Genomic DNA, 21,405 nt, shown 5'->3' with positions numbered 1-21,405 from the left:
CGGGGTTTCAAAAGCAACCATGCGGGATCGTCACGACGCGCTGCCCGGATGGGCTGGCACCGTGAGGTGGAAAGTCGCGCCATGGGGCGCATTGGAGGTCACCCACAAGCGCCCGGCATGCGCTTCGATGATCGAGCGGCAGATCGACAGTCCCATCCCCAGACCGTCAGGCTTCGTCGTGTAGAAGGGGTCGAATATGCGCTTGAGAGCGTCTGGGGCCAATCCTGGTCCCGAATCCTTCACCGCGACGATAATGCCGTCAGATTCCGCCCGAGCGGTCGTAATGAGCACGTTTCGCGATCCCCTCGCGACGGTGCCCATGGCTTGGATGGCATTGACCATCAGGTTGAGGATCACCTGCTGCAATTGGACGCGATCACCTTCGACGAGTGGCAAACCGTCTCCGAGTTCCGTCTGCATCGCGACGTCGTTCTTCAGCGCTTCGCTGCGGGCGAGCTCGATCACGTCCCGGATCGCCTCGTTGATATCCAGGCGATCCTTCAGGGGCGGTGCTTTTTTGATGAGATCACGTATCCGCCCGATGATGTCGCGGGCTCGATCATTGTCGTTCACAACATAACCGAGCATGTCCCTGGCTCTCCCAACATCCGGCGGGTTTCTGTTCAAGTAACGCAGGGCGGCATCGGCATTCATCGATGCGCCAGCGATCGGCTGGCTTACTTCATGGGCGATCGAGGCCGTGAGCTCACCCATGGTGGCGAGGCGGTTCGCATGCGCCAATTCCCTTTGCACCTCCCGCAAGGTCTCTTCGGCCTGCTTGCGCGCGGTGGTGTCCCGTCCGACGCCGCGGTAACCGATGAAGCGCCCTGCATTGTCGAGGACCGGCAGTCCCGAGATGGACACGTAGCGTTTGCCGCCGTCAGGCGTAGGCCGCGCCAGCTCGAAATCACGGAACGGCAGGTGGGCATCGAGCGTCTCCCGGTGCTTGCGCCAGGCCTCCGCGTCAGGCTCCAAATAGGGCACTTCCCACCACGTCTTCCCAATTTCAGAGCCAGGCGCCGGCGCGTCGGCAAGACCTTGGCCGAACTCCTGGCGGGTGAAGCGATGCTGCGCATCGGATTCCCAGTAGACGTCGAAGGAGAATTGTACAAGGGTACGAAAGCGCTCCTCGCTCTGCCGCAGAGCCTCTTCCGACCGCTTGCGCTCCGTCAGGTCGACGACAAAAGAGACGCCGTAATCTCGTCGCTCGTCGAATGCAGCCATGCCGATCAACACGGGCACGCGGCTGCCGTCCTTGCGAAAATATTCCTTCTCGAACGGCTGCACGCTCCCCATCATCTTCAGCTCCGGAATCCACAATTGCATGTGGCGGTCGAGCCACTCCGGCGGTGTAAGGTCAGTCCAGCGCAGGCGGCCCGAAATGAGATCCTCGCGATCGTATCCTACGATGCGGAGAAACGCATCATTCGCCTCCAGAATCCGACCTCCAAGCTCCCAGATGATAATCCCGATGATGTTGGCCTCGACCAGGCGCCGAATCCTAGCCTCGCGATCTGCGAGATCCTGGTACAAGTGAGCATTCTCCAGCGCGATTGCCGCCTGCGAGGCGAGCAGCTTTAGCACCGCGATCCGACCCGGCGCGAAGACATGCGCAGCCAGATTGTTTTCCAGGTACAGCACGCCGATGAAATTGGCATGAGCGATCACCGGCAGGCCGAGAACAGAGCGCGCTTGACGCTGAATGATGTAGGGATCCGCTGAAAACGGTTTCTGGGCTGCGGCATCATCGAGGATGATGCTCTCCCGCGTACGCAAGATGTAGTGGAGGATCGCCTCCGGCAGGAGCGCTGCAGTCACTGGCTCGTCGTGCAGCCGCACGACGACCGTGTCGCCGTCGGTGGTCGCTTCGGCGGCAATTCGCAACTCAGCCCCGTGCGACAGAACCAACAGGCCTCGCTCGGCGCCCGCGTGCTCGATAGCGGCGCGCATGACGGTGCTGAGCAGCTTCTCCCGGACGATTGCGCCCGAGACCGCTTGCGACAACTTGATGACTGTAGCGAGGTCGAGCTGCTCCAGGGGGGCCCCGATCGTGCTCGTCGGGCCGGGCGCCGGTGTTTCCTCTGCCAGGTGGGCATAGACGCGGTCGAGCTGCCGCACCTTGCCATCAGCTCCCCACCGCGAATAAGCACGCCGAGCGTCGGCCAAGTACGCACGAGCGATTCTCTCAAACCCGCGCGCCGCGTAGAAGCGTGCGGCGAGTTCGTTGGCAAGCGCGTCGTTTTGAACAAAGCCATTGGCGCGGGCCGAGCGGATAGCGTGTTCATAGAGGCGCTCGGCATCGAGCTCGCGGCCCTCCAAGCGGGCGACCTCCGCCTCGACAAGCGCTGCGCGATTCTCGAAATTCTCCGGACAATTCTTTGCCCAGATTTGGATGTGTCTCCGGTGCGCCGCCAGTGCCGCGAGGTACTCCCGGTGCTGGGCAGGCGCGGCGGAAGCGCAGGCCATCGCGAGCGACAATGCACCATAGAATTCGTATTCGGCGGTTTCGAGCTGCGATATGGACGTCCACAGCAGCCGCTGCGCCCTTTGTGACGCCTCAATCGCAGCCGCGTAGTCGCCTGCAAAAAAGCGCGCCTGCTGCTTTCGGATCCAGTACCAGCAGTCCGCCCGCATGAGGTTGGCATTCTCGGCGAACCGGCGCTCCGTCTGAAGCTCTTCAAACTGCTCATCGTCGAAGGAGCCGAATTTCGACGTCAGCCCCCGCAGGGTTCGGACGAGCTGCAGTTGGCTGACGACAACGTCAACGACCAGCCCGAACTGTGCCGCTTTCGCAAACGCGAGGCCACTCTCGACTTCGCGTTGCACCTCGGCGAGCGGGTCACCTGCCGCGAGCAGATTCGAATTCAGATTGACGCGGGCGTACGCGGCGAACGTGAGGTCGCCGGTTTTGTTTGCGACATCGAAAGCCCGAAGCAGCGAATCACGCGCAGTCCGGACATGTCGCGTCCATGGCGCGAGGTGCGCTCCGAAGAGCATGTAGGTCTGCGCATGAAATCGCGTCAATCCGCGCCGTTCGACCAATTCATATCCGAGCAGACCAAACCGAGATCCCGCCTCGTAGTCGCCGAAGCGAGGACCGGCAATCATCCCAAGCCTCATATAGGCAACGCACGAGGCATCGCAGTTTCCGTGCTCAAGGCTGAGATTAACCGCTCGACAAACGGTCAAGGAAAAGAGGTTCAAATCCGTGAATAGTGCAGGCGGCAGCAGCCTGGTCAGCACGCCCAGAGTCGCGAGAGGCACCGGATCACTCATCAAGGGCAGTTCGATCAGAGCTTCGATACGGCGTCCGCCAAGTTGGGACCGGACGCGGTCGTATTCACCTCGCGCCTCCTCCTCCGTCGGATGGGCGGGCCAGTCGATGGTCAGGTGGCGGAGGTAATCAAGAGCAACAGCAATTGCATCGCTACTCCGATCGAGCCTCGTGTACAGATCGATACGCAGGCATGAGACCGTGGCTAACTCGACAGGGCCGGCCGCACGGGCTGAGAGAACCATCAGGCGTCGCTCCGCTTCCGCCAGCGCGCCGGTCAGAAACTCGCATTCTGCCCGGTTGATCTCCAGCGAGAAGGCAAGTTCATGCCTGCTCTCCCAGCAATCCTCCAGCAACAGTGCCGCGCCGGCATTGAGATAAGTCAGTGCCGATTCATAAGCGGTGGACGCTTTGGCGCGCTTGGCTGCGAGCAGGTTGAGCTCGGTCAGATTCGCTTGTTCGTCTCGTGAGGTGATCAACGCAACGCCGCGGTTGAGCTGATTGACAATGTCGAAGATCACGTCCCCGTGCTGTTCTGTGGGAGTATTCGCCACGAGCAGCCGGCCGATGGCGAGATGGGCTTCCGCACGCTCGGCTTCCGGTTTGCTTGAATAGGCGGCTTCCTGCACTCGGTCGTGGGTGAATCTGTAATAGCCTTGCCGTCGCTCGACCAGCTCCTCGTGCGCGGCTTCCCACAGCGCTGCGTCGACTTCAGCCGCCGATCTTCCCAGAACAAGGGCCAACAGCGTGATCGTGGCGGTGTTACCGAGACAGGCGAGCTGCTGCAACGCTGCCTGCGTGTCGGCCGGAAGGCGCGCGAGTTTGCCGACCATGAGGTCCACCACATTGTCGGTATAGCCCTTGGCGCGAATGAGATCGAGATCCCACGTCCAGCACGACGACGTATGATCGAACGCAAGCAAACGCTCCTCGACGAGCTCGTAAAGAAACTGGATGGCGAAGAACGGATTGCCGCCCGCTTTCTCCTGCACTAACTGCACCAGGGACGCGGCATAACTCGGCTCGCAACGCAACGAGTCGGCGATCAGCTGCCCGACATGCTCGGTGGCAAGCGGCGCTAGCGCGATCTCCTCAACGATGCCGCTGCAATTCTTGATGGCGGCGATCTTGCGCCGCAGAGGATGCGCGGCGTCGACCTCGTTATCGCGGTAAGCGCCGATCATCAGCAGATGGCTCACATCCGCCTGAGTCAGCAGATCCTCGAGCAGGTCCAGCGTCGCCGAGTCTAGCCATTGCAGGTCGTCGAGGAATAGCGCCAGTGGATGCTCCGGTCGCGCGAACACGCCGATGAAGTGCCGCACCACTTGGTGGAAGCGCCTTTGCGCATCCTGCAGAGCCAGGTCGGGTACCTGCGGCGGCTCGCCGATGATGAGCCTCAGCTCGGGGACGAGGTCCACCAATAGCCCGCCGTTCGGGCCTAACGCCTTGTGCAGGGCATCGCGCCAGGGCGCCAGCTCGATCTCACTCTTCGCCAGAAGGCCCCGGAGCAGGCTGCGGAACGCCTGCGCCAGTGTGGCATAGGGAATGTCGCGCTTGTATTGGTCGAATTTGCCGTCGGCGAACAGGCCGCGCGAGGGCACCAGCACCTTGTGCAGCTCGTTGACGACAGCTGACTTGCCGATGCCGGCGTATCCCGAGACCAACACCAGCGCAGGCGTGCCGCTCTGGACCATACGGTCGAAGGCCGCGAGCAAGACTTCGATGTCTCGCGCGCGCCCATAGAGCGTCTCGGGGATGAGCAGCCGGTCCGGGATGTCGCGCTCACCCAGGGGGAAGTCGTCGATCCCCTGCCGAGCCTCCCAGGCGGCGAGGCAGCGCCGGAGATCGCTCTCCAGACCGGCCGCGGTCTGATAGCGCTCCTCGGCGGTCTTGGCGAGCAGCTTCATGATGATGGCCGAAAGGAAATTGGGCACTTGCTTCCGACGCTCGGCGGGTGGCACAGGCCTCCTGGCGATATGGCAGTGCACCCATTCCATCGGATCGGCTGCGGTAAACGGGGGCGCGCCGGCGAGCATCTGATAGAAGGTGACGCCCAGCGCGTATAGATCACTGCGTGCGTCGATCGAGCGGTTCATTCGTCCGGTCTGCTCGGGTGCCATATAGGCCAGGGTGCCGGCGATGGTCTCAGGCGGTTCGGGTGATTGGCGCTCGCGCGGGAGTCGCGAGGCAATGCCGAAACCCGTGAGTCTGACTTCGCCGGTCGCGCGATTCACGATGATGTTGTGCGGCTTGATGTCTTTGTGCACGAGCCCACGCTGATGGACCTTGCCAAGAGCCGCCGTGATGTGGACGGCGAGATGCAAGAATGTTCCCACTTGCATGGGCGCTTGGAGCTGGCGCTCCAGCGGCTCGCCGCAGGGCTCCTCGAGCAGCAGCACGGGCCGGCCGCCCTCACTGACAAGTTCGAGCGGCCGCAAGGCCCACGCGCTGTCGAGTTCGTCCTTTAGTGCATATTCGTGAGCCAGGCGATCCCGGCTCGTTGATGGGGCGTGCTCGGCGGGAAGCACGGCCAGCACAATTTTGCGGCCACCATCGGAGCCCTGGCGCGATGCCCGGCAAAAGATGCGGTCGTCGTCCTCCCATAACACCTGGAAGTCGCTGTCCATGCGCGCCGAACCGAAAGACTGGGTTCAACTGCTGGCCTCTACGGCACCCGATGTCGGGTGGCGAGATACCTGTTGAGCTCGTTGAATAAAATCGAGCTTGCCACAGATGGAGCGGCGTGGCCAGCCGAGCTAAGCTCGACTACCAACGGAGCGGTCCTGAATTCTGGCTGCCGATCCGGTGCGGCGTGGTCCTACCGACCGGAATGAACGTGATCGATCCCGATCGCGGCGTCGGCCGTGTCTCCCATCCGCTTCACGCAGATTGGCTGCCCGCGGCCTTGGCGCTCGGCTTAAAGGACCCAGGATGGGGCTATGAACGGCGCAAGCATTGTCGCAGTAAGCGTCCTGTGACGATGAGGATGCCCTCAATGTTGGACGTGATCGCGGTGGTACCGGGTCCGTTTTCAACGGGGGGCATGGGATCGATGAGTCGTTCTTCGCTGCCATCCGGTTCGATGACTGGGATCGCCATGTCGGTGGCACTCGAAAGACGCTCCTTGGAACAAGGGGAAGATCGGCGCAAAGCCGCCGCTCCGTCCGAAGCACGTCTGGTCAATCCGAGCCAAGCTCCCGGGTCGAAGGCCGTATGCGCGATCTGGCGCTGTCAACGTCGCCATCGACAGCAAACTGCGCGGCTGCGACGTCGTAGCCTTGAAAGTCGATGACCTTGCGCCGGGGCGGATATGCGGCCGACCGCGCGACTGTCCGACAAAATAAGACTGGCCGGCCAGTCAAATTTGAACTGACACGCAGCCTCCGCCCGGGGCGGTCGCCCTCAGTGTCTCAACGTTCATTTTTCAAACTCAGTTATTGCGCGGCTGCTGCTTGCTGTTGTTGGTGGTGAAGCAGTGCCTGACGTGTATACCACCAAGGCGACGCGGTACGCCTGCCAAAGCGTATGCCTGTCGATATCTGGGAAACACTTCAACACGAGCGGTTCAACGATAGCGATTTGATATGTATCCAAGCATTGAAGAATCACGCAGCTAACGTCGGCGATGCTATGGTGTTGCATTGCCATCGCTCCCGGTTATGGACATTAGCTGGTTCTGGGCCGCGGTCTTGGTCTATTGCCAGGACGACACGTGCAGCCACAAGCCGAAGCGACCGCCGGCAGACATTGACCGATGGCCCGATCACCTGTGTGAAGGTTCGTTCGCCCACAAGGTATGCGGCAAGCGCGACGCCCTCCTCAGAGCCGGTCGCGCCCGAATGATGGTATGCTGATGCTGAACTCTGATGAACCGCCAGGTCCGTTGCTATGGTGGAGTTGTTCGAGTCGCCTGTCGAGTTCTTGCTTTTTGGCAACGATCCTCGCCGCGAAAATCTGATCGACGTCCGTGTAGAGAGCCCACAACTCATCGGCGGACATCTGCTCAAATTGCGGTCGGTAATCACGAATTTCCAAGGTCCTGCCCCCCGGTTGGGGCGGGTAGCAGCTAATTCAGTCGTCAAAGCCCGGACTCTCACGCTGATTCAGATGATCGCGTTGATGGCCGGGCCCACCGCGCTGCCCTCGTAAACCGCCTTCCTGGCTCTAGTTTCGCGTGCCACACCGACGATTCTGCGCTCGGCCTTGGCTACTCGGTCTCGAAGGTCCTCAAGTTCCGATACTTGAGACGCGAGTGCCTCAAAATGTTGGCGCAGAGCGAAATGACAACCATCAAGTCGCGCACGAGCGTCCATTGCACGCCCCTCTATCATGCTGCCCCAGAACACATGGCCCGCGATTGGGACCACCCCCAGACTAGTTAAATTGGGCCATCGGTTCTGTTCGCTTTCGCACGCTGGCCGTATGGTTTTCTCGGTGGATCGCCGCGCGTCGATGGCTGAGGGCGGCAAGCAGCTACACTTGCCGCTCGGGCCTCACGGTCTTCGGAGGCAAAATGGAGAGCTCAGGGCGACTGCCGCCCGCTGACAAGGCCGCCCTTGGATCTCGCCATCGCACAAAGTACCGCTAGCAGCTTACCCGGCATTTAGGGTTGTGCTGGGACCGCTGTGGGCTGCGGGTCGTGTCCCCGGAGGTGGTGTTAGCTCGGTAGAGCAAAGCCGCCCGGACGCGCGCCGCCAATCGCGCCCTAGCGGGCGGCTTTGCGGGGGGCACCGGCAGTTCTCCGGTAGGATCGGCTTGCGACACGCCAACGCAACCGAGGAATTCCACCGATGACATGATGAACCTGCGCAGGCTCGTGGAGAAGACCCGTCCGATCTGTTGCGTGAGATGATCGGCGTTGCCGCCAACAGGCCGATGGAGCTGGAAGAAGGCCTAGACCGGGGCCGCCTATGGCGAGAAGACCTCCGAACGCCTGGCCCAGCGCAATGGTTTACCGCGAACGGATCTGGGAGACCCGCGCCGGTGCGGTTGAGCTGCGGATTCCCAAGCTGCGCAAGGGCTCTTACTTCCCTGGCTTTCTGGAGCCGCGCCGCAGGGCCGAGAAGGCGCTCACCGCCGTGGTGCAGGAAGCCTATGTGCAGGGTGTCTCCACCCGCTCGGCGGGCGATCTGGTGCAGGCGATCGGCATGACCGGCATCTCCAAGAGCGAGGTCAGTCGGCTGTGTGGTGCGAGCACATCGTAGTCCGAAGTCGGGCGCAACATTTGCCCGGTCCATCTCTTCAATGGGTTGGATCAGAAGCTCATGATAGCTGATCAGCGTTCCCTTGTTCCTGTCTGCCTCTGTCTGGAAGCCAGCGGCGTCATAGATCGACCGCCGCAGCGGCTCGGCTGGACCGAAACTCAGCCTAGTGACGAAGACCGACGCATCAAAGCAACAGTGTCGGAATACTTTGCACCATCGCGTGATTGTTAATTTGCGCGCTCGACGCGATTCAGGCCTGCTGCGGTGAAGTCTTCAGATGGGGGGAATGACCAGAATGATTGTGCGTGCTCTCGGCGCTGCTGTCGTATTGCTGATCGCTCCGAGCTACGAAGCGTTCGCAGCGCGCAATCACAGCCCCTCCGGGCGCGTATCTTGTACGGACGTCAGATACTATGTCGCGAAGTACTCAGCGCCCGTGGCCGAGATGTATGCCCGAAGTCGCGGCGCCACCGACGCACAGATCGAGCGGGCACGACGTTGCTTGGCGTCAAACGAATCGGTCGAGGCCGAGCGCCACCGTTCCTACACCGAATGAGCCTGATCGCTCCGCACCTAAGGCCAGGCATCGGTTGAACGCGGACAGGCTTTCTCTCTGGCAATAGATCGACGAAATTCGTTCAATAGTCATTTTTTTAGAAGTAGCCCCATTTCTCGCGCCATCCGCTTGACTGAGCCGACATGCCGGCGAAGAGCTGCGGCAATTTCCGCCGCGCCGTACCGCCGGCGGATCATCGCCGACAGCTTCTTGCGTTCGACGTCGCTCCATTCTTTCGGCTTCGAGATTTTCATAGGTGTCATCTTCGCGCCGGTCCGAGGCGGGCGACATTGGGAAATTTACGGGTGCCATCCTGAGTTGTGCCCAGAGGCCGAGGAGAGGGTGGTTTGCGGACGCTTGCCGGGGGCCTAGGTGTATGCTTGTCCGCGCATGATCTCTCCCATGCCGAGCCAAGCCGAAACCTTGCGGTGGCCGCCGCTGCCGCGGTGGGAGCGGCGAACCTGCACGGGGTGACTCACTTCTGGACCTCTCCCAGCTCAGCGATCCGGTCTTTGCCGTCGACGGCGATACAACTAGGCATCAGGGACAAGTCGCCCGGCTCGCGGGCTTCGCTACACCGGCACGTGCAATAGGCCCGCCATGAAGACCGTCGGCGGATCGAGATGCGACCAGCACGCCTTCGAATTGATCGCTGGCGGCGAGGCCCAAGTGCAGCGGGTTTGCCTTCACACCCCTCAGGAGGGACGGCGGCGAGTTTAATCGCCACGACCTTCGACTAACCCGCCCCTTGCGCGAAGACACGTCCTGTTGCGGCTTACTCGACCTTGCTGCTTGCGGAAGCGCTGCAATCGACCGAAGACCGCCAGGCGAGTGCGGCCTAACTGGTGGCCGCTCGCTTGCGGTCACACTCCTATCGAACAGCGCAAGAAGTTGTGGTTCTTCCTCGGGCGACCACGAGCGGATAAGCCTATTGTCGGATCAACTATCTATGCCGGGGAAAATACCGCGAAAATCCGTTCTAGGGCCGGGTTGTAAATGAGCTTCTCAGCCTCAGAGTTCCTCGAACGCGACTCCAATTTGATTGCCACTCGACCAGACCAGGCGGCAACTTCGGATGATGCGATCCTTCTCGAGCATTAGCTTGAATGTGGAGTTCATGTACTGCTTCGACGGAAGCTCAATGGATGCCCCGTGTTCCGACATGTTGACCACGCGACAGCGTAAGCTGGCGCCGTCGCCTGAAATGTAGGCCACCTCGTCCACATCGATGCGCTCGAGCTTTCGACGGTCTATCATTTTATGCTGTCCGCAATGCCTTCAGTCGCCCGATGTGCCCCTTGCCTCTAGCAGCCGGAATTGCCGCGCGATTTGCGTTGCTAGGTCTGATCGTTCCTGGGCAAGGCTTCTTCTTTGCTCAATCATGTTGTGTCCGTCCCGTTCGAGCACTTCAATCAAGAGGGTTTGGCTTTCAATATGAAGTTGCTTCGCTGAGATGTCTCGCGCGATAGTGGCTAATTCATCATCGCAATGTTGAGGCATAGCAGTCTCTTGGCTGGCCTGTCGGCGAGGACAGCTACATCCTAGCTCGCCTTAGCTGCCAAACCGTTACCTGACCGGTGCAGTCGCTCAGCATCACCAATACCGACACTCCTGGCGTCATGATGAAGCGCTTGCACAACCGCACCCCGAGCTAGCCGTCGGCGCTGCGAAGCGAGCGCATAAGCCATTTGGCATAGAGAAGCAGGCACCGACTTCGCCAAAACACATGTTACCCCCGCGCCACTCCGCCGACCCGCGTCGAGACTCGCTCACGGCTACGCATCGCATTCTACCCTGCCATCTGCAATCGGCCCGAGATTGCGGAACAGACCGCTTTGCCCTTGGAACGGTCACGAGGGCCACAGGACGCGTCCGCACCGGGCCGATTGGGCATAGGCCGAAAGGAGCGGGTCGGCCGCAGAATGCGACTCGCAAAAGCCATCGACGATTCGTTGTTTCCGACCTGGCCGGCCCAGGATCCCGTGCTCGCCATCTGGGTTTCGTCGCCACCATGGGTCTGTTGCTGTTGCCGAAGCTGCTCAGCATGGTCCTCGTCTGGACGCAGCGATCGGAGCGCAGGCAATTCGGCGGCGCGTTGCGTGCCTCGGCCGGGGTTTTCGCCGAGATCGTCGTATCGGCATTGATGGCTCCCGTGATGATGATCTTACCAGTCAATCGCGGTCATCGAGATCCTCGCCGGGCGCGATGCGGGCTGGCAGACGCAAAGGCGCGATCACTGTGGAGCGGCGCGAGCTCTACCGGAAATACGGCATCCCGACCGCGAGCGGCGTTGTGATGGCCGCAAGCGCGTACGCGGTTTCATTGCCCCTTCTGCTCTGGATGTCGCCCGTCATCGCGGGGCTGCTGTTCGCCGTTCCCATTGGGGCGCCGACTGCCAAGCCCGCGTCCGGCAAATTGTTTGCCACCCCCGAAGAACGAGAGCCGCCTGCGGTGCTGCATCGGGCGAACGAATTGAGCGCGTCGGCGGATGTAGCAACCAAACCCGCATTGGTGGCGCTGCGCGAAGACGCCGCGCTTTTAGCCTTCCACATCGCGCAGCTGCCGCCTGCTCGCTGCGCGGCCCGACGGGATCGACGCGAGCCTAGCCGTCGGACGCGCCAAGGTCGACGCGAGCGATACTTTCGAGGAAGCCGCCGCGCATCTGTCCTCTCGGGAGGTCTTTTCGATATTGAACGACAGTTCGACACTGTCGGCGATATTGCGGAAGCGATGAACACGATCGACTGGAGACCCGGCCTGGGCTCGAACCAAAATAGAACGTAGTCCACTACTTCTGCGTAGAATTCCGCTTCCGCCACCGGGTCGATCGCTCGGCGGTCGGCCCGGGAACATCAATATTCCCTTCGTGGTACCACCTGCGAAAGCGGCCTGACGGCCTGATCTGCGAGCCCGCTCTGCAGCGTTGCTCGCCTTTCGGCGACGGCATGATCGAACAGTTCAAGGACGAGGCCGAATGCAGCCAAGTCCTCTTGTTCGATCGTTCCATCATCGTAGCACCTTAGGGTTTCACCGATAATTGCATCGACCTCGCGCTGCGATGTCAGCAGGTCCTGTTCGGACCCGACATTTCGAACCTCCGTGACCAGGGCGAGAATGCGGGTGCGGTGGCTGGTGTTATCATCCCGTTCGTCCCGGTTCAGATAGCGACGCAGCCAGGCGGCGGCCGAACCGACACCGGAAAGAAGAAGCAAGGCGAACCAGAAGTAATCGCTGTACTTGTCCAGAAAGGTCCGCTCGGTCCCGTTGATGACCGCTGCGGCGCCCCGGTGCACTGAGGGCTCCGCTTCCTTCTCCGTCTCGGGCTTGGTGATGTGCGCAGCGCCGGCGACACGTTGCGTGATCGTATCTCGGACGGCGAAGAGCTGTCGGTAGAAGGCCGCTGCCTTGGCTTCGGAGAGTTCTTTTCTGGCCAGGATGAGATGGTTGACGCTGATGGTGTCGACCTTGTCCTCCGGCCAGGCCGGTTTCGTGTTGAACACGCCGCCAGGAATCTCCTCCGCTTCGTAGCGGGCGTGCTTTAGGGCGATGGCCTCGGAAGTTTCGACCGGAAGAAACTTCGGAGCTCCACGCGCTCGCGAAGTCGCGGCGATCGCGTCGGCCGTGATCTTGCTGTCCAGCGGACCGACGGCGAGATACGCATCGAGAGTGGCGTCTTGCGCGAGCTTTTCGATCTCTTCGGTGCCGAATTGGTCCGTCGCTACCTTGTCCGGATCGAGGCCGGAGCCGGCGAGAATGGTCCGCAGCAGCGCGAGGTTGGCCCCGGTCCTTCCGATGATGCCGACCTTGCGACCCGCCAGATCGGCGATCTCTCCGATTTTCCCGGTGGACTTTTTCTTGGAGTCCTTGCCCGCTCGCCCGGAGGTCGACCACAGCACGACGTAGTTCTTCCGAAGGACTGCCAGTGTCTGCGCGTCGACCGGCATCGCGAGGTCGCCGCGACCGACTGCCAGGTCGCTTTTGCCGGCGCCCAGGAGGCCCAGGGATTCGGCCGCCCCTGCGGTCGTAATCGGGGAGAGCCTGACCGTCCTACTTTCCTCCTGGAAGGCTTCGGCTATCGCTTGGACCACTTGATGGTCGTCGCTGCCGGAGGGACCGACGGCGATCCGGAGGGCCTCGGGCTGCAGCACGTAGAAGAGGGCGGCCGCAGCGGCGCCAAAGACGGCACACCCCAACGCGAGCAGGACCAACAGTCTTCGTTGGCGTCGATCGGGAGCACTCCTAACTGGACCGGTCCGTGGCATCAGCTGACCCCGCTAAACAAACAAACGACTGCTTGGACTGCAAGTGCGCGCCGCCACCGGGCGAACCGGTTGCCTAACGGGAATGTTCCCTCGCGCGCGATGCGGGTTGAAAGAGCGGCTGCATGCCCGGGGGAAAAACAGGCAACCGCAAGGCCTTTGTTCCGGAACCTTGCCACCATTCGCGGCTTCTCGCATGCCGCATATGGCGGCGAGGAGATCAACATGAACAAGCTTCTACTGACGACGGCGATGGTGGCGATGATCTCGACGGGCGCAATGGCGCAGTCGACGGTCGTCACGACCACCGGTACGGGTCATGCCGCCGCCGTGCAGATCGAACCGGAATACCGCACGAAGATCCGCACCTACGTCACCGAGCACAAGGTGCGCCCCGTGCAGGCCCGCGAGAAGATCGTTGCCGCGCGAGGTCGAACTCGAGGCAGTGCCCGCCGACTGGGGGCCTGCGCTCACCAAGTACCGCTACGTCTACTCGGGCGAACGCGTGATGCTGGTCGATCCGTCGACGCGCACGGTCGTCCAGGAGATCGACTAAACCCTTGGAAGTGCGGGTCGCCGAGCAAGCGGCCCGCCTCAGTCCGGCCCGCCAATAATTCATTACTTCCCTTGCGAGCGGCCGTCCATGCCGATCTTCCGATATTTTGTATTCGTCGGCGCGCTGCTGCTGGCGTTGCTCTTTGCGGCCGATCGGTACTGCCAGCTCCCGTCGAGCAGGTGGCTTGAGTCTTGCCTGTTCGCATTTCGCTGCGTCCGGCCATGAATCTTTCAATAATTAAATAAATTAAATGTAGAAAACTAATTAAATGCGCGTTATAATAGGCCAATTGTGCCGGACGGACGCACAAGGATCCCGAATGAGGCGGCTCCGGCATCTCCTGCCCGCCCCCATGCAGGAGCCGTTTCTTCGAGTGCTAAGGTGAGGATATTGGAGGTGAGCGTGCCCTCTGCTCGCTGGACAAGACGCGAGGACGAGATTTTTCGAAAGCTGGTGAATTCGCGAGCATCACCGAGCTCTATCGCCCAGATTTTGAACAGAACCGAAGATGAGTTGAAAAAGCGAGGCTACCTCCTCGGATTGCCGTTGAAGTGGTTCAAAACAAGTTGTGGCTATTAGCTCACTGATCTTTTGATCTGGATGAGCGTAAGCGCCCAAGCTCAGACTATTGAATGGCCATGCAGAAGCAGGTCGCAATTGCGCTTTGGTCCTTGGCCGCTTCATGCGTGCTGGCGTTTATATTGGCGGCAATCGTCTCAGGCCGCGATTTTCGTAGCTTCCACAAGGGTGCGACTACGGGAACAACCCAAGTTTCACGAAGCTAGGTAGGGGACCGGTATCCGATAGGGACGCATGCAGCAAAACGGAGATCATGGTTGGCAGGTTGCTGCTCATAGGTGGGCGATCGCCTGGCCAACCGATCCGAGGTTTCTACATGGCTTTGCTGCGCACCATTTTGGACCATCGAAAAGGCCGGTGTTGAGCACGTGCCGAGTTTTCGACCTACGTTTCGAAGTGCTTCTTCGCATGCCTGCGAACGATAATGATGATCACGAGCCGTTAGAACCCTTCCCGGACGGCTGGTGGGCTTCGTCGTGAGATCTCTCCGAAGGATGGGTGAGGCCGGTTCTGCCAGCCAGTTGCCGATGTCTCAGATAGCTCGAAGGCTGCCCTCGGCAGCTCGAATTGCGCTGTTCGGTTCGACTCCCGAAAGCTGACATCGCAGTCCTCAAAGCGAAGGGCAGCACGGGCCACGTCCAAACGCTCTAGGGAATCCATTTCTCCTCCTCCTCAGGCCGTGACAGTGCAGCTGTCGTTTCAATGCTGACAAGTAAAAAGGCCATCTCTTGGCGACTGCCCGTTGGTATCATCCTAATCCGGCATAGAAGTGTGCCAAGGAGGATCTGTCGACCAAGGTGCAGATCGGAATCGGGCGCAGGTTAACGGCGATATTGGCGGCCGACGTGTCCCGTTATTCTCGACTTATGCACGGGGACGAAGCGGCTGCGCACGGCAAGCTTATGACGCTGCTCGCGTTTATTCGGATCGGGGTCGTCGCAGCAACATGGCTATAGAGACGGCTTGTATACGCGAGTATAGTCGTCATGAGGCAAATTAATCGATTATTGGCCGTGGCGAGGCCAGGTTCGCCCCTTCGCGCATCGTCGGTGATCGCGGGCGCTATTTGCCACACCGGGCGAGAGACAGGCCGCAACCTGGCAGAAGAACGCCTCGATTGATCCATCGCGCGAGAGCAAGAGGTGATAATGCAACATCCGATTCAAGCGGCGTCGGTCGCGCTCGATTCGAATGAGCGCAAGCGTCCCGAGGAGGCACTGCGCGAGAGCGAGGAGCGCTTTCGCACGCTGGTACAATTCTCCTTTGATGTGTACTGGGAAACGGACGCGCAGCATCGCTTCATCCGCCAGGAGTTCGCTGAGACACTTCCCGAACCGCCGGTCTCCGAGATCGGCAGGACACGATGGGAGGTCCCGTATCTGGAGCCTGATGCAGAGGGCTGGCGCAAGCACCGGGAGACACTCGATTCTCACCTCCCGTTTCGCGATTTTGAGCTCGCTCGGCCGACCCCCGACGGCGGCAAGCGCTATATTTCCGTCTCTGGGATGCCCATCTTTGACCAGACGGGGCGCTTCATGGGCTACCGCGGTGTGGGGCGCCACATCACGGAGCGCAAGCGAGCCGAACAGGCGCTGATCGAGAGCGAGGCCCGTTTCCGTACCTTCGTGGATCACGCAACCGATATGTTCATGCTCCACAGTGAAGACGGTCGCGTTCGCGATGTGAACCGGAATGCCTGCGAAAGTCTCGGCTACAGCCGGGCCGAACTGGTGGGAGCAGCTGCGGCCTTGTTCGATCTGGAATTGGATGAAGCCACTTGGCGTAGCAACCGCGAGCGCCTCAAGGCTGGCGAAATCGCTACGCTCGAGAGGCGCTATCGCCGAAAGGACGGCACTGTGTTTCCCGTCGAAGTCCGTATGCGGGAATTCTGCGAGGGTGGCCGGTCACGGATCATTTGTCTGAGTCGCGACATCACCGAACGCAAGCGAACTGCCGAGACGCTCCGCGAGATGCAGGCTGAACTTACACACGCCAATCGCGCGGCGGCGCTCGGCCAGGTCACCGCTTCGGTAACACACGAATTAAGCCAACCAATCACCGCGATGCTCTGCAACGCGGAGGCCGCACTGAACTGGCTAGGAACGCAGACTCCGAATTTCGAAAAGGCACGGCAGGCGCTCGCATCCATTGTCGCAGAAGCCGAGCGAGGTGGCGAGATCATCGGTTGGATCCGTTCCTTGATCAAGAAAGCTCCGGCGCCGAAGGAGAGCATCGACGTTAATGGTGCAATCCTGGACGTGATCACTATAGCCCGGAGCGAGTTGCTCAAACATGATGTCTTGATCCAGACCGACCTCGCCCCGGACTTGCCGCTCGTGAAGGGCTATCGCGTCCAGCTGCAACAGGTTGTTCTCAATTTGATCCTCAACGCGATTGAGGCAATGAACTGCCTCGACGTTGGGCCACGGGAGCTGCGGATCACCACGGCTGCAGATGCCTCAAGTCTCGTTGTTGTCGCCGTGCAGGATAGCGGTCCCGGACTTGACCTGGCAATGGTTGACCGCCTGTTCGAACCTTTCTACACCACTAAGCCGGACGGGACCGGCATGGGCTTGTCGATCTGCCAATCGATCATCGAGGCGCACGGAGGACGACTTTGGACCCGTGCGAATGAACCACGGGGGGCCGTGTTTCAGTTTAGTCTGCCTTCGGAACAGGGGTGATCCACGTCGCTTTTCGGAACCTCGCGGCCAAAAGAATGTTCAAGCCAATCGTCAAAAGTGAGGGTTTGAAGGCGCATCGCAGCAGCCGCGGCTCATCGAACCTCATCGATCTGCCAAACCGCTGCGGTTTGGCGTCGCGCTCGCCAATGCTAGGCCGGGTACGGGATGGAGCCCAGTCGTGAAATTCTCAGGCAAATGCTCGGGCCGCTCGAACCGCGAAAGGCTTCATTAGCCTTCATGTGGCTAGCTGGGTGCGTGCCGATTACCGCCGCGGCACATTGGAATGGGAATGCCGGCCCCGGCTGTTGACCCCATCCTGCGGCTGGGGCCGTTTTGAACTTTCGCAGCATCGCTCAAACCCGGGCCACAACCATGCTTAGAGGCATTGCTATCGCGCTATTTGGAACGGGCATCTTTTCGCAGCTTGATCGCGCGCTGTTCGATGGCCGCCATACTGACGCCGCGCTCAGGCTGATGCGGGAGATCGGCCGCGGCTTTGGGCTGTAGGGCGGCCTGCGCCTAAATCGGTGAAATCTCGAGACTTCATTTTATTGTCTCAGGAGTAATCCGATTTCTCACGCCATCCGCTTGACCGAGACATGATGACCCCCGTGCAAGTCGTCGAACGATGTCACTCGATCACAGGCTTCTTTACGGTTGTTCGATCAAGGGAGAATTGCACCGCCCATCGCAAACGCCACGGCCGACGCAACGGACTCGTCGCCTCATCGGGCATGGAGACGCTTCTATTTTCTGAGCGAAGCTTCCGCTTCCTCGGCACGCCGCAGCAAGCTATCGTGCAAGTGGTTCACTCCCGAGACTCCAACGAGAGATAGGCCTTTGTCGCACACAACGACCTAGTCCAGGTTCAAATCCGGCCTTTCAGAGCGACTATCTTCGTCGTACGATGCGTCCCCCCAAGCTCGGGGTGAAGACGAGACGGCGCGAATTCCTCGGGGTGCAACGGTGCCCTGGTCGTCCCATTGGTTCTGACGCAATCCGCGGGGATTGAACAGCACCTCGGCCAGCTCGATCGCACGTGCCGTCTCTTAGTCCGCCAGCAGACTGCTCTGATCAGTTCGACCTGAGTGCATCTGCCCGGATCCATCTAGCGATCTTAGATCCAGGGATCAAAAGTCAGTTTCGGTAGACGAACCAGTTGCCTAGTTCAGGACGTCGATGATGTCCAATCCTCGACCATTTGCTCCCGAGACAAATTCCAGCCGAGGCTTAAGCTACGTCGGTAGTCTGGTCGCAATCGGCGCCATCTATCTCGTCTTGGCCAAAGGTGGGCTTGCTCTCGCGTCCATTCATCCCAGTTCAACGCCAATTTGGCCACCGACAGGTGTCGCGCTGGCGGCGGTGCTGTTGGGGGGATATCGGACCTGGCCAGCAATTTTTGCGGCAGCGTTGATCGCAAATGCGACGACGGCGGGCTCGGTTGCTACCGCAATCGCGATTGCGGCCGGTAACGCTCTTGAAGCGGTTGTAGGCGCTTATCTCATTAATCGGTGGTCGGGCGGATGTAACACGTTTTCAACCCCCGATTCTGTCGCAAAGTTTGCAGTGATCTGCGTCGTCATCGCGACGCCGATCAGCGCCAGCATTGGACTGACCAGTCTGACAATCTTCGGGTACATCGAACAGAAGAGTTTCGCGGACGCGTGGATCACCTGGTGGCTGGGAGATGTGACAGGCGCACTGGTCATTGCTCCCGTTATCGTGCTTTGGGCATCAAGCCGCTATCAGGACTTCGAACGCCATGCGCTTCTGGAGACGGTCGGCGTCCTCACGACAGCGGCGGTTGTTGGACTCATTGCTTTCAGCCCTTTGATCGAGCAAACGCCCCGCCGAGATCCACTGGGTTTTCTGGCGATCTTGCCAATGTTGTGGGCGGCGCTGCGCCGCGGGCCACGCGATACCGCGACGGTCGCCCTGGTGCTCGCGGGCGTCACGATTTGGGGCACGCTCACGGGCGGCGGCCCGTTCACAACTACGGACCTTAACGCATCGTTCCTGCTGGTGTTGATGTTCTTGATCAGCATTACCGTTCCAAGCTTGTTGCTGAGCGCCGATGTCGAGGTGCGCAAGAAAGCGGAGGAGCGTCTGCGCCGCGCGCGGGTCGAACTCGAGCGGAAGGTCGCAGAGCGGACGCAAGAACTGGAGCTCGCGAGTGCCGCAAAATCACGCTTTTTTGCCATGGCAAGCCATGATTTGCGACAACCGTTACATGCATTAGGGCTGTTTGTTGCCCAGCTGCGCACGCCGCTCGAACCGGGGGAGAGGGCAAGGACGATCGAGAGGGTCGACGCAACGCGCAAGGAAATGGATGAAATGTTCAATTCGCTGTTGGACATTTCGAGAATCGATGCCGGGATGCTTAACCCCAACATTAGCGAATTCCCGATCGGGCGCCTGTTGCAAAAAGGCGAGACGGCGTTTGATCAGGCGACGCGTGAAAAAGGCCTGCGCTTACGCGTCAGGCCAAGTGACGCCTGGGTCCGAAGCGACGCCATGCTGCTCGAACGCATACTCCGGAATCTGGTATCCAATGCTGTACGCTATACATTGCGGGGCGGGATCCTGGTCGGATGCCGTCGGCGCGGTGAAATGCTGCGCATCGAAGTATACGATACCGGTCCCGGCATTCCCGAGGATCAAAGGCAGAATATCTTTGGCGAGTTTTTTCAAGTTCCTGCTCCGGAGCAGAACCGGTCCGGCGGCCTGGGGCTTGGCCTTGCCATTGTCGACAGGCTTGGCTTGCTTCTCAACCATCCAATCGAGCTGGCTTCGACTGTGGGTCGCGGTTCGCGATTCACGATCCTGGTTCCGAAGGTCGACGAATGCGTCAGAGCCGCAGCGCCCGCCGACTTACCATACCCCGGTGCTTTTGCAGTCGACGGCAAGGCAATTCTTGTTATTGCCGATACTCCAATCGTGCAGGAGGGAACGGGCGGATTGCTCAGCAAATGGGGATGTTCGGTTCTTGCCGCCGGATCCGACGAAGCCGGACTGATCCGACTTGCTGAGCGCGAACAACGCCCCGACCTCATAATCTCGGACTATCATCTCGCACGCGGGAAGACCGGAATCAGGGCAATTGAACAAATCAACGCGGCGTTTGGCTCGTCAATTCCTGCCATTCTCATCAGCGGCGATACAGCAGCTGAACCACTGCGGGACGCCAAGGATAGAGGATACGTTTTGCTGCATAAGCCGGTCGACCCAATGCAGCTCCGTGCTGTCATGCACAAGCTGTTTAGGGATCACGATGGTGGGAGAGACGCTGGGGCCGTTTCATGATCCAGATTTCGGCGGCCACTCCCAGCCCATTTTTCCGACCTTTATGACGGCCTCGGTGCGCGTCGCTACGCCGAGCGCCTTGAGAACGACCGTGATGTGGTTTTTCACTGTAGGCACTGCCATATTGAGCATCCCGGCAATGACCTTGTTGCTCTTTCCCTTCATCAGGAGCGCAAGTACTTCAATCTGCCGATCGGTCAACCCGAGCCCCTTGAGCGAGTCGGGCGCCACTGGCTCGTTTGCACGCCGTGGGCCCGCTGTCTTCTCCAGTATCTCCATCGGGATGTAAACTCCGCCGGAGAACACCAACTCAATGGCGTTGAGCATCACCTCGCGTTCCGTGGTTTTCGGAATGAAACCAAGCGCGCCGAGTTTGAAAGCGCGCCTGACCGTGTCTTGATCATCGGAGGACGAGAGAATGACGACAGCAGTCCTCGCATAGCGATCGCGCAGTTCGCAAAGGACAGAGAAGCCGTCGCGATCAGGCAAATTGATATCAAGCAAAATGAGGCTGATGTCGGGATGCTCCTCGACGATGTGCATGGCCTCTCGGCCGCTCGAAGCTTCGAATATGACGGCTTCTCGCTTCAGTTGCTTCAGGACAGCGTGCAGAGCGGCCCGAATCAATGTGTGATCGTCAACAACAAGCACCTTCATAAAAAAGCTCTCCGTCTTCTGGCCGTCCGGAGATCAATAGAGAATCATACACCCACCTTCGAAATCGTCCATCTTCCATCTCGGGTCCGGCCAGCGGTGCCCCGTCAGGTAAGAAGGGAGCGGACTACGTGAAGCGCGGAGCTCGCTGGCCCCTTGGTCCATGCGAGCGATGAATTGCTCATCATGTACCTGACCGAGGCCAAATGCACGGCAGGACGGTACCTTGGTCATAGGACCTAGGCACCTCTCTGGACCGACCTCCGGCCGATTTACAGGCTGCGGCGCTTGCACGATGATGGCGACAGTCAGCCTCTCCACCAGAGGGTTGTGCGC

11 protein-coding genes and 1 pseudogene are annotated in these 21,405 nt (G+C 60.3%); 7 read left to right on the top strand and 5 right to left on the bottom strand.

Translation table 11 applies throughout. The annotated features are described in order from the left end of the window. Positions 1 to 30 precede the first annotated feature (30 nt). Positions 31 to 5,901 (bottom strand): AAA family ATPase, encoded by a 5,871-nt coding sequence (locus tag MOV74_RS02290; protein WP_246917347.1) that lies wholly within the window; start codon positions 5,899 to 5,901, stop codon positions 31 to 33. Positions 5,902 to 7,162: 1,261 nt separating this feature from the next. On the opposite strand from MOV74_RS02290, the gene MOV74_RS02285 reads away from it, so the two are divergent. From MOV74_RS02285 to MOV74_RS02275, 3 genes and pseudogenes are all read left to right on the top strand, one after another. Further along, positions 7,163 to 7,423: a hypothetical protein gene (locus tag MOV74_RS02285; RefSeq protein ID WP_246917344.1), complete on the top strand. Its 261-nt coding sequence runs from the start codon at positions 7,163 to 7,165 to the stop codon at positions 7,421 to 7,423. Positions 7,424 to 8,069: 646 nt separating this feature from the next. Further along, a pseudogene (locus MOV74_RS02280) lies at positions 8,070 to 8,460 on the top strand (transposase); the annotation flags it as partial. Between the two features lie 313 nt (positions 8,461 to 8,773). Continuing rightward, positions 8,774 to 9,034, top strand: a complete 261-nt coding sequence (locus MOV74_RS02275) for a hypothetical protein (RefSeq protein ID WP_246917385.1) — start codon at positions 8,774 to 8,776, stop codon at positions 9,032 to 9,034. Between the two features lie 89 nt (positions 9,035 to 9,123). On the opposite strand, the gene MOV74_RS02270 is transcribed toward MOV74_RS02275, so the two are convergent. Together MOV74_RS02270 and MOV74_RS02265 are read right to left on the bottom strand one after the other, a co-directional pair. Continuing rightward, positions 9,124 to 9,288, bottom strand: coding sequence for a hypothetical protein (locus MOV74_RS02270; protein WP_246917341.1), 165 nt, complete (start codon positions 9,286 to 9,288; stop codon positions 9,124 to 9,126). A 757-nt stretch (positions 9,289 to 10,045) separates the two neighbouring features. Continuing rightward, on the bottom strand, positions 10,046 to 10,291 hold the full coding sequence (locus MOV74_RS02265) for a PilZ domain-containing protein (RefSeq protein ID WP_246917338.1): 246 nt from the start codon (positions 10,289 to 10,291) through the stop codon (positions 10,046 to 10,048). 981 nt (positions 10,292 to 11,272) lie between these two features. On the opposite strand from MOV74_RS02265, the gene MOV74_RS02260 reads away from it, so the two are divergent. Beyond that, positions 11,273 to 11,818 (top strand): hypothetical protein, encoded by a 546-nt coding sequence (locus tag MOV74_RS02260; RefSeq protein WP_246917335.1) that lies wholly within the window; start codon positions 11,273 to 11,275, stop codon positions 11,816 to 11,818. Between the two features lie 68 nt (positions 11,819 to 11,886). Here the strand turns inward: MOV74_RS02260 and MOV74_RS02255 are convergent, their stop codons facing one another. Further along, positions 11,887 to 13,296: a TAXI family TRAP transporter solute-binding subunit gene (locus MOV74_RS02255; RefSeq protein WP_246917333.1), complete on the bottom strand. Its 1,410-nt coding sequence runs from the start codon at positions 13,294 to 13,296 to the stop codon at positions 11,887 to 11,889. A gap of 415 nt (positions 13,297 to 13,711) precedes the next feature. Between MOV74_RS02255 and MOV74_RS02250 the strand changes: the two genes are divergently transcribed. The 3 genes from MOV74_RS02250 to MOV74_RS02240 all read left to right on the top strand — a co-directional run bounded on the left by MOV74_RS02250 (position 13,712) and on the right by MOV74_RS02240 (position 20,415). Further along, entirely contained in the window at positions 13,712 to 13,849 is a 138-nt protein-coding gene (locus MOV74_RS02250) for a DUF1236 domain-containing protein (RefSeq protein ID WP_246917330.1), read from the top strand. 1,727 nt (positions 13,850 to 15,576) lie between these two features. Then, positions 15,577 to 17,112, top strand: coding sequence for a PAS domain S-box protein (locus tag MOV74_RS02245; RefSeq protein ID WP_246917327.1), 1,536 nt, complete (start codon positions 15,577 to 15,579; stop codon positions 17,110 to 17,112). 1,182 nt (positions 17,113 to 18,294) lie between these two features. Then, the gene (locus MOV74_RS02240; RefSeq protein WP_246917325.1) at positions 18,295 to 20,415 is read left to right on the top strand and encodes an MASE1 domain-containing protein; all 2,121 of its coding nucleotides are present in this window, start codon (positions 18,295 to 18,297) and stop codon (positions 20,413 to 20,415) included. On the opposite strand, the gene MOV74_RS02235 is transcribed toward MOV74_RS02240, so the two are convergent. Beyond that, the gene (locus MOV74_RS02235; RefSeq protein WP_246917322.1) at positions 20,410 to 21,072 is read right to left on the bottom strand and encodes a response regulator transcription factor; all 663 of its coding nucleotides are present in this window, start codon (positions 21,070 to 21,072) and stop codon (positions 20,410 to 20,412) included. The genes MOV74_RS02240 and MOV74_RS02235 overlap by 6 nt on opposite strands. Positions 21,073 to 21,405: the final 333 nt, after the last annotated feature.

Origin of the sequence: Bradyrhizobium sp. SHOUNA76, assembly GCF_023006445.1 — a bacterium.
Taxonomy (GTDB): domain Bacteria; phylum Pseudomonadota; class Alphaproteobacteria; order Rhizobiales; family Xanthobacteraceae; genus Bradyrhizobium.
Note: the sequence above shows the minus strand (reverse complement) of the source record. Positions and strands in the feature narration are given on the sequence as shown.

Excerpts from the sequence above, each read along its gene's own strand:
- MOV74_RS02270 (WP_246917341.1), bottom strand. The coding sequence starts at position 9,288 with ATGAAAATCTCGAAGCCGAAAGAATGGAGCGACGTCGAACGCAAGAAG.
- MOV74_RS02245 (WP_246917327.1), top strand. The coding sequence starts at position 15,577 with ATGCAACATCCGATTCAAGCGGCGTCGGTCGCGCTCGATTCGAATGAG.
- MOV74_RS02240 (WP_246917325.1), top strand. The coding sequence starts at position 18,295 with ATGTCCAATCCTCGACCATTTGCTCCCGAGACAAATTCCAGCCGAGGC.
- MOV74_RS02290 (WP_246917347.1), bottom strand. The coding sequence starts at position 5,901 with ATGGACAGCGACTTCCAGGTGTTATGGGAGGACGACGACCGCATCTTT.
- MOV74_RS02275 (WP_246917385.1), top strand. The coding sequence starts at position 8,774 with ATGATTGTGCGTGCTCTCGGCGCTGCTGTCGTATTGCTGATCGCTCCG.
- MOV74_RS02235 (WP_246917322.1), bottom strand. The coding sequence starts at position 21,072 with ATGAAGGTGCTTGTTGTTGACGATCACACATTGATTCGGGCCGCTCTG.
- MOV74_RS02265 (WP_246917338.1), bottom strand. The coding sequence starts at position 10,291 with ATGATAGACCGTCGAAAGCTCGAGCGCATCGATGTGGACGAGGTGGCC.
- MOV74_RS02285 (WP_246917344.1), top strand. The coding sequence starts at position 7,163 with ATGGTGGAGTTGTTCGAGTCGCCTGTCGAGTTCTTGCTTTTTGGCAAC.
- MOV74_RS02255 (WP_246917333.1), bottom strand. The coding sequence starts at position 13,296 with ATGCCACGGACCGGTCCAGTTAGGAGTGCTCCCGATCGACGCCAACGA.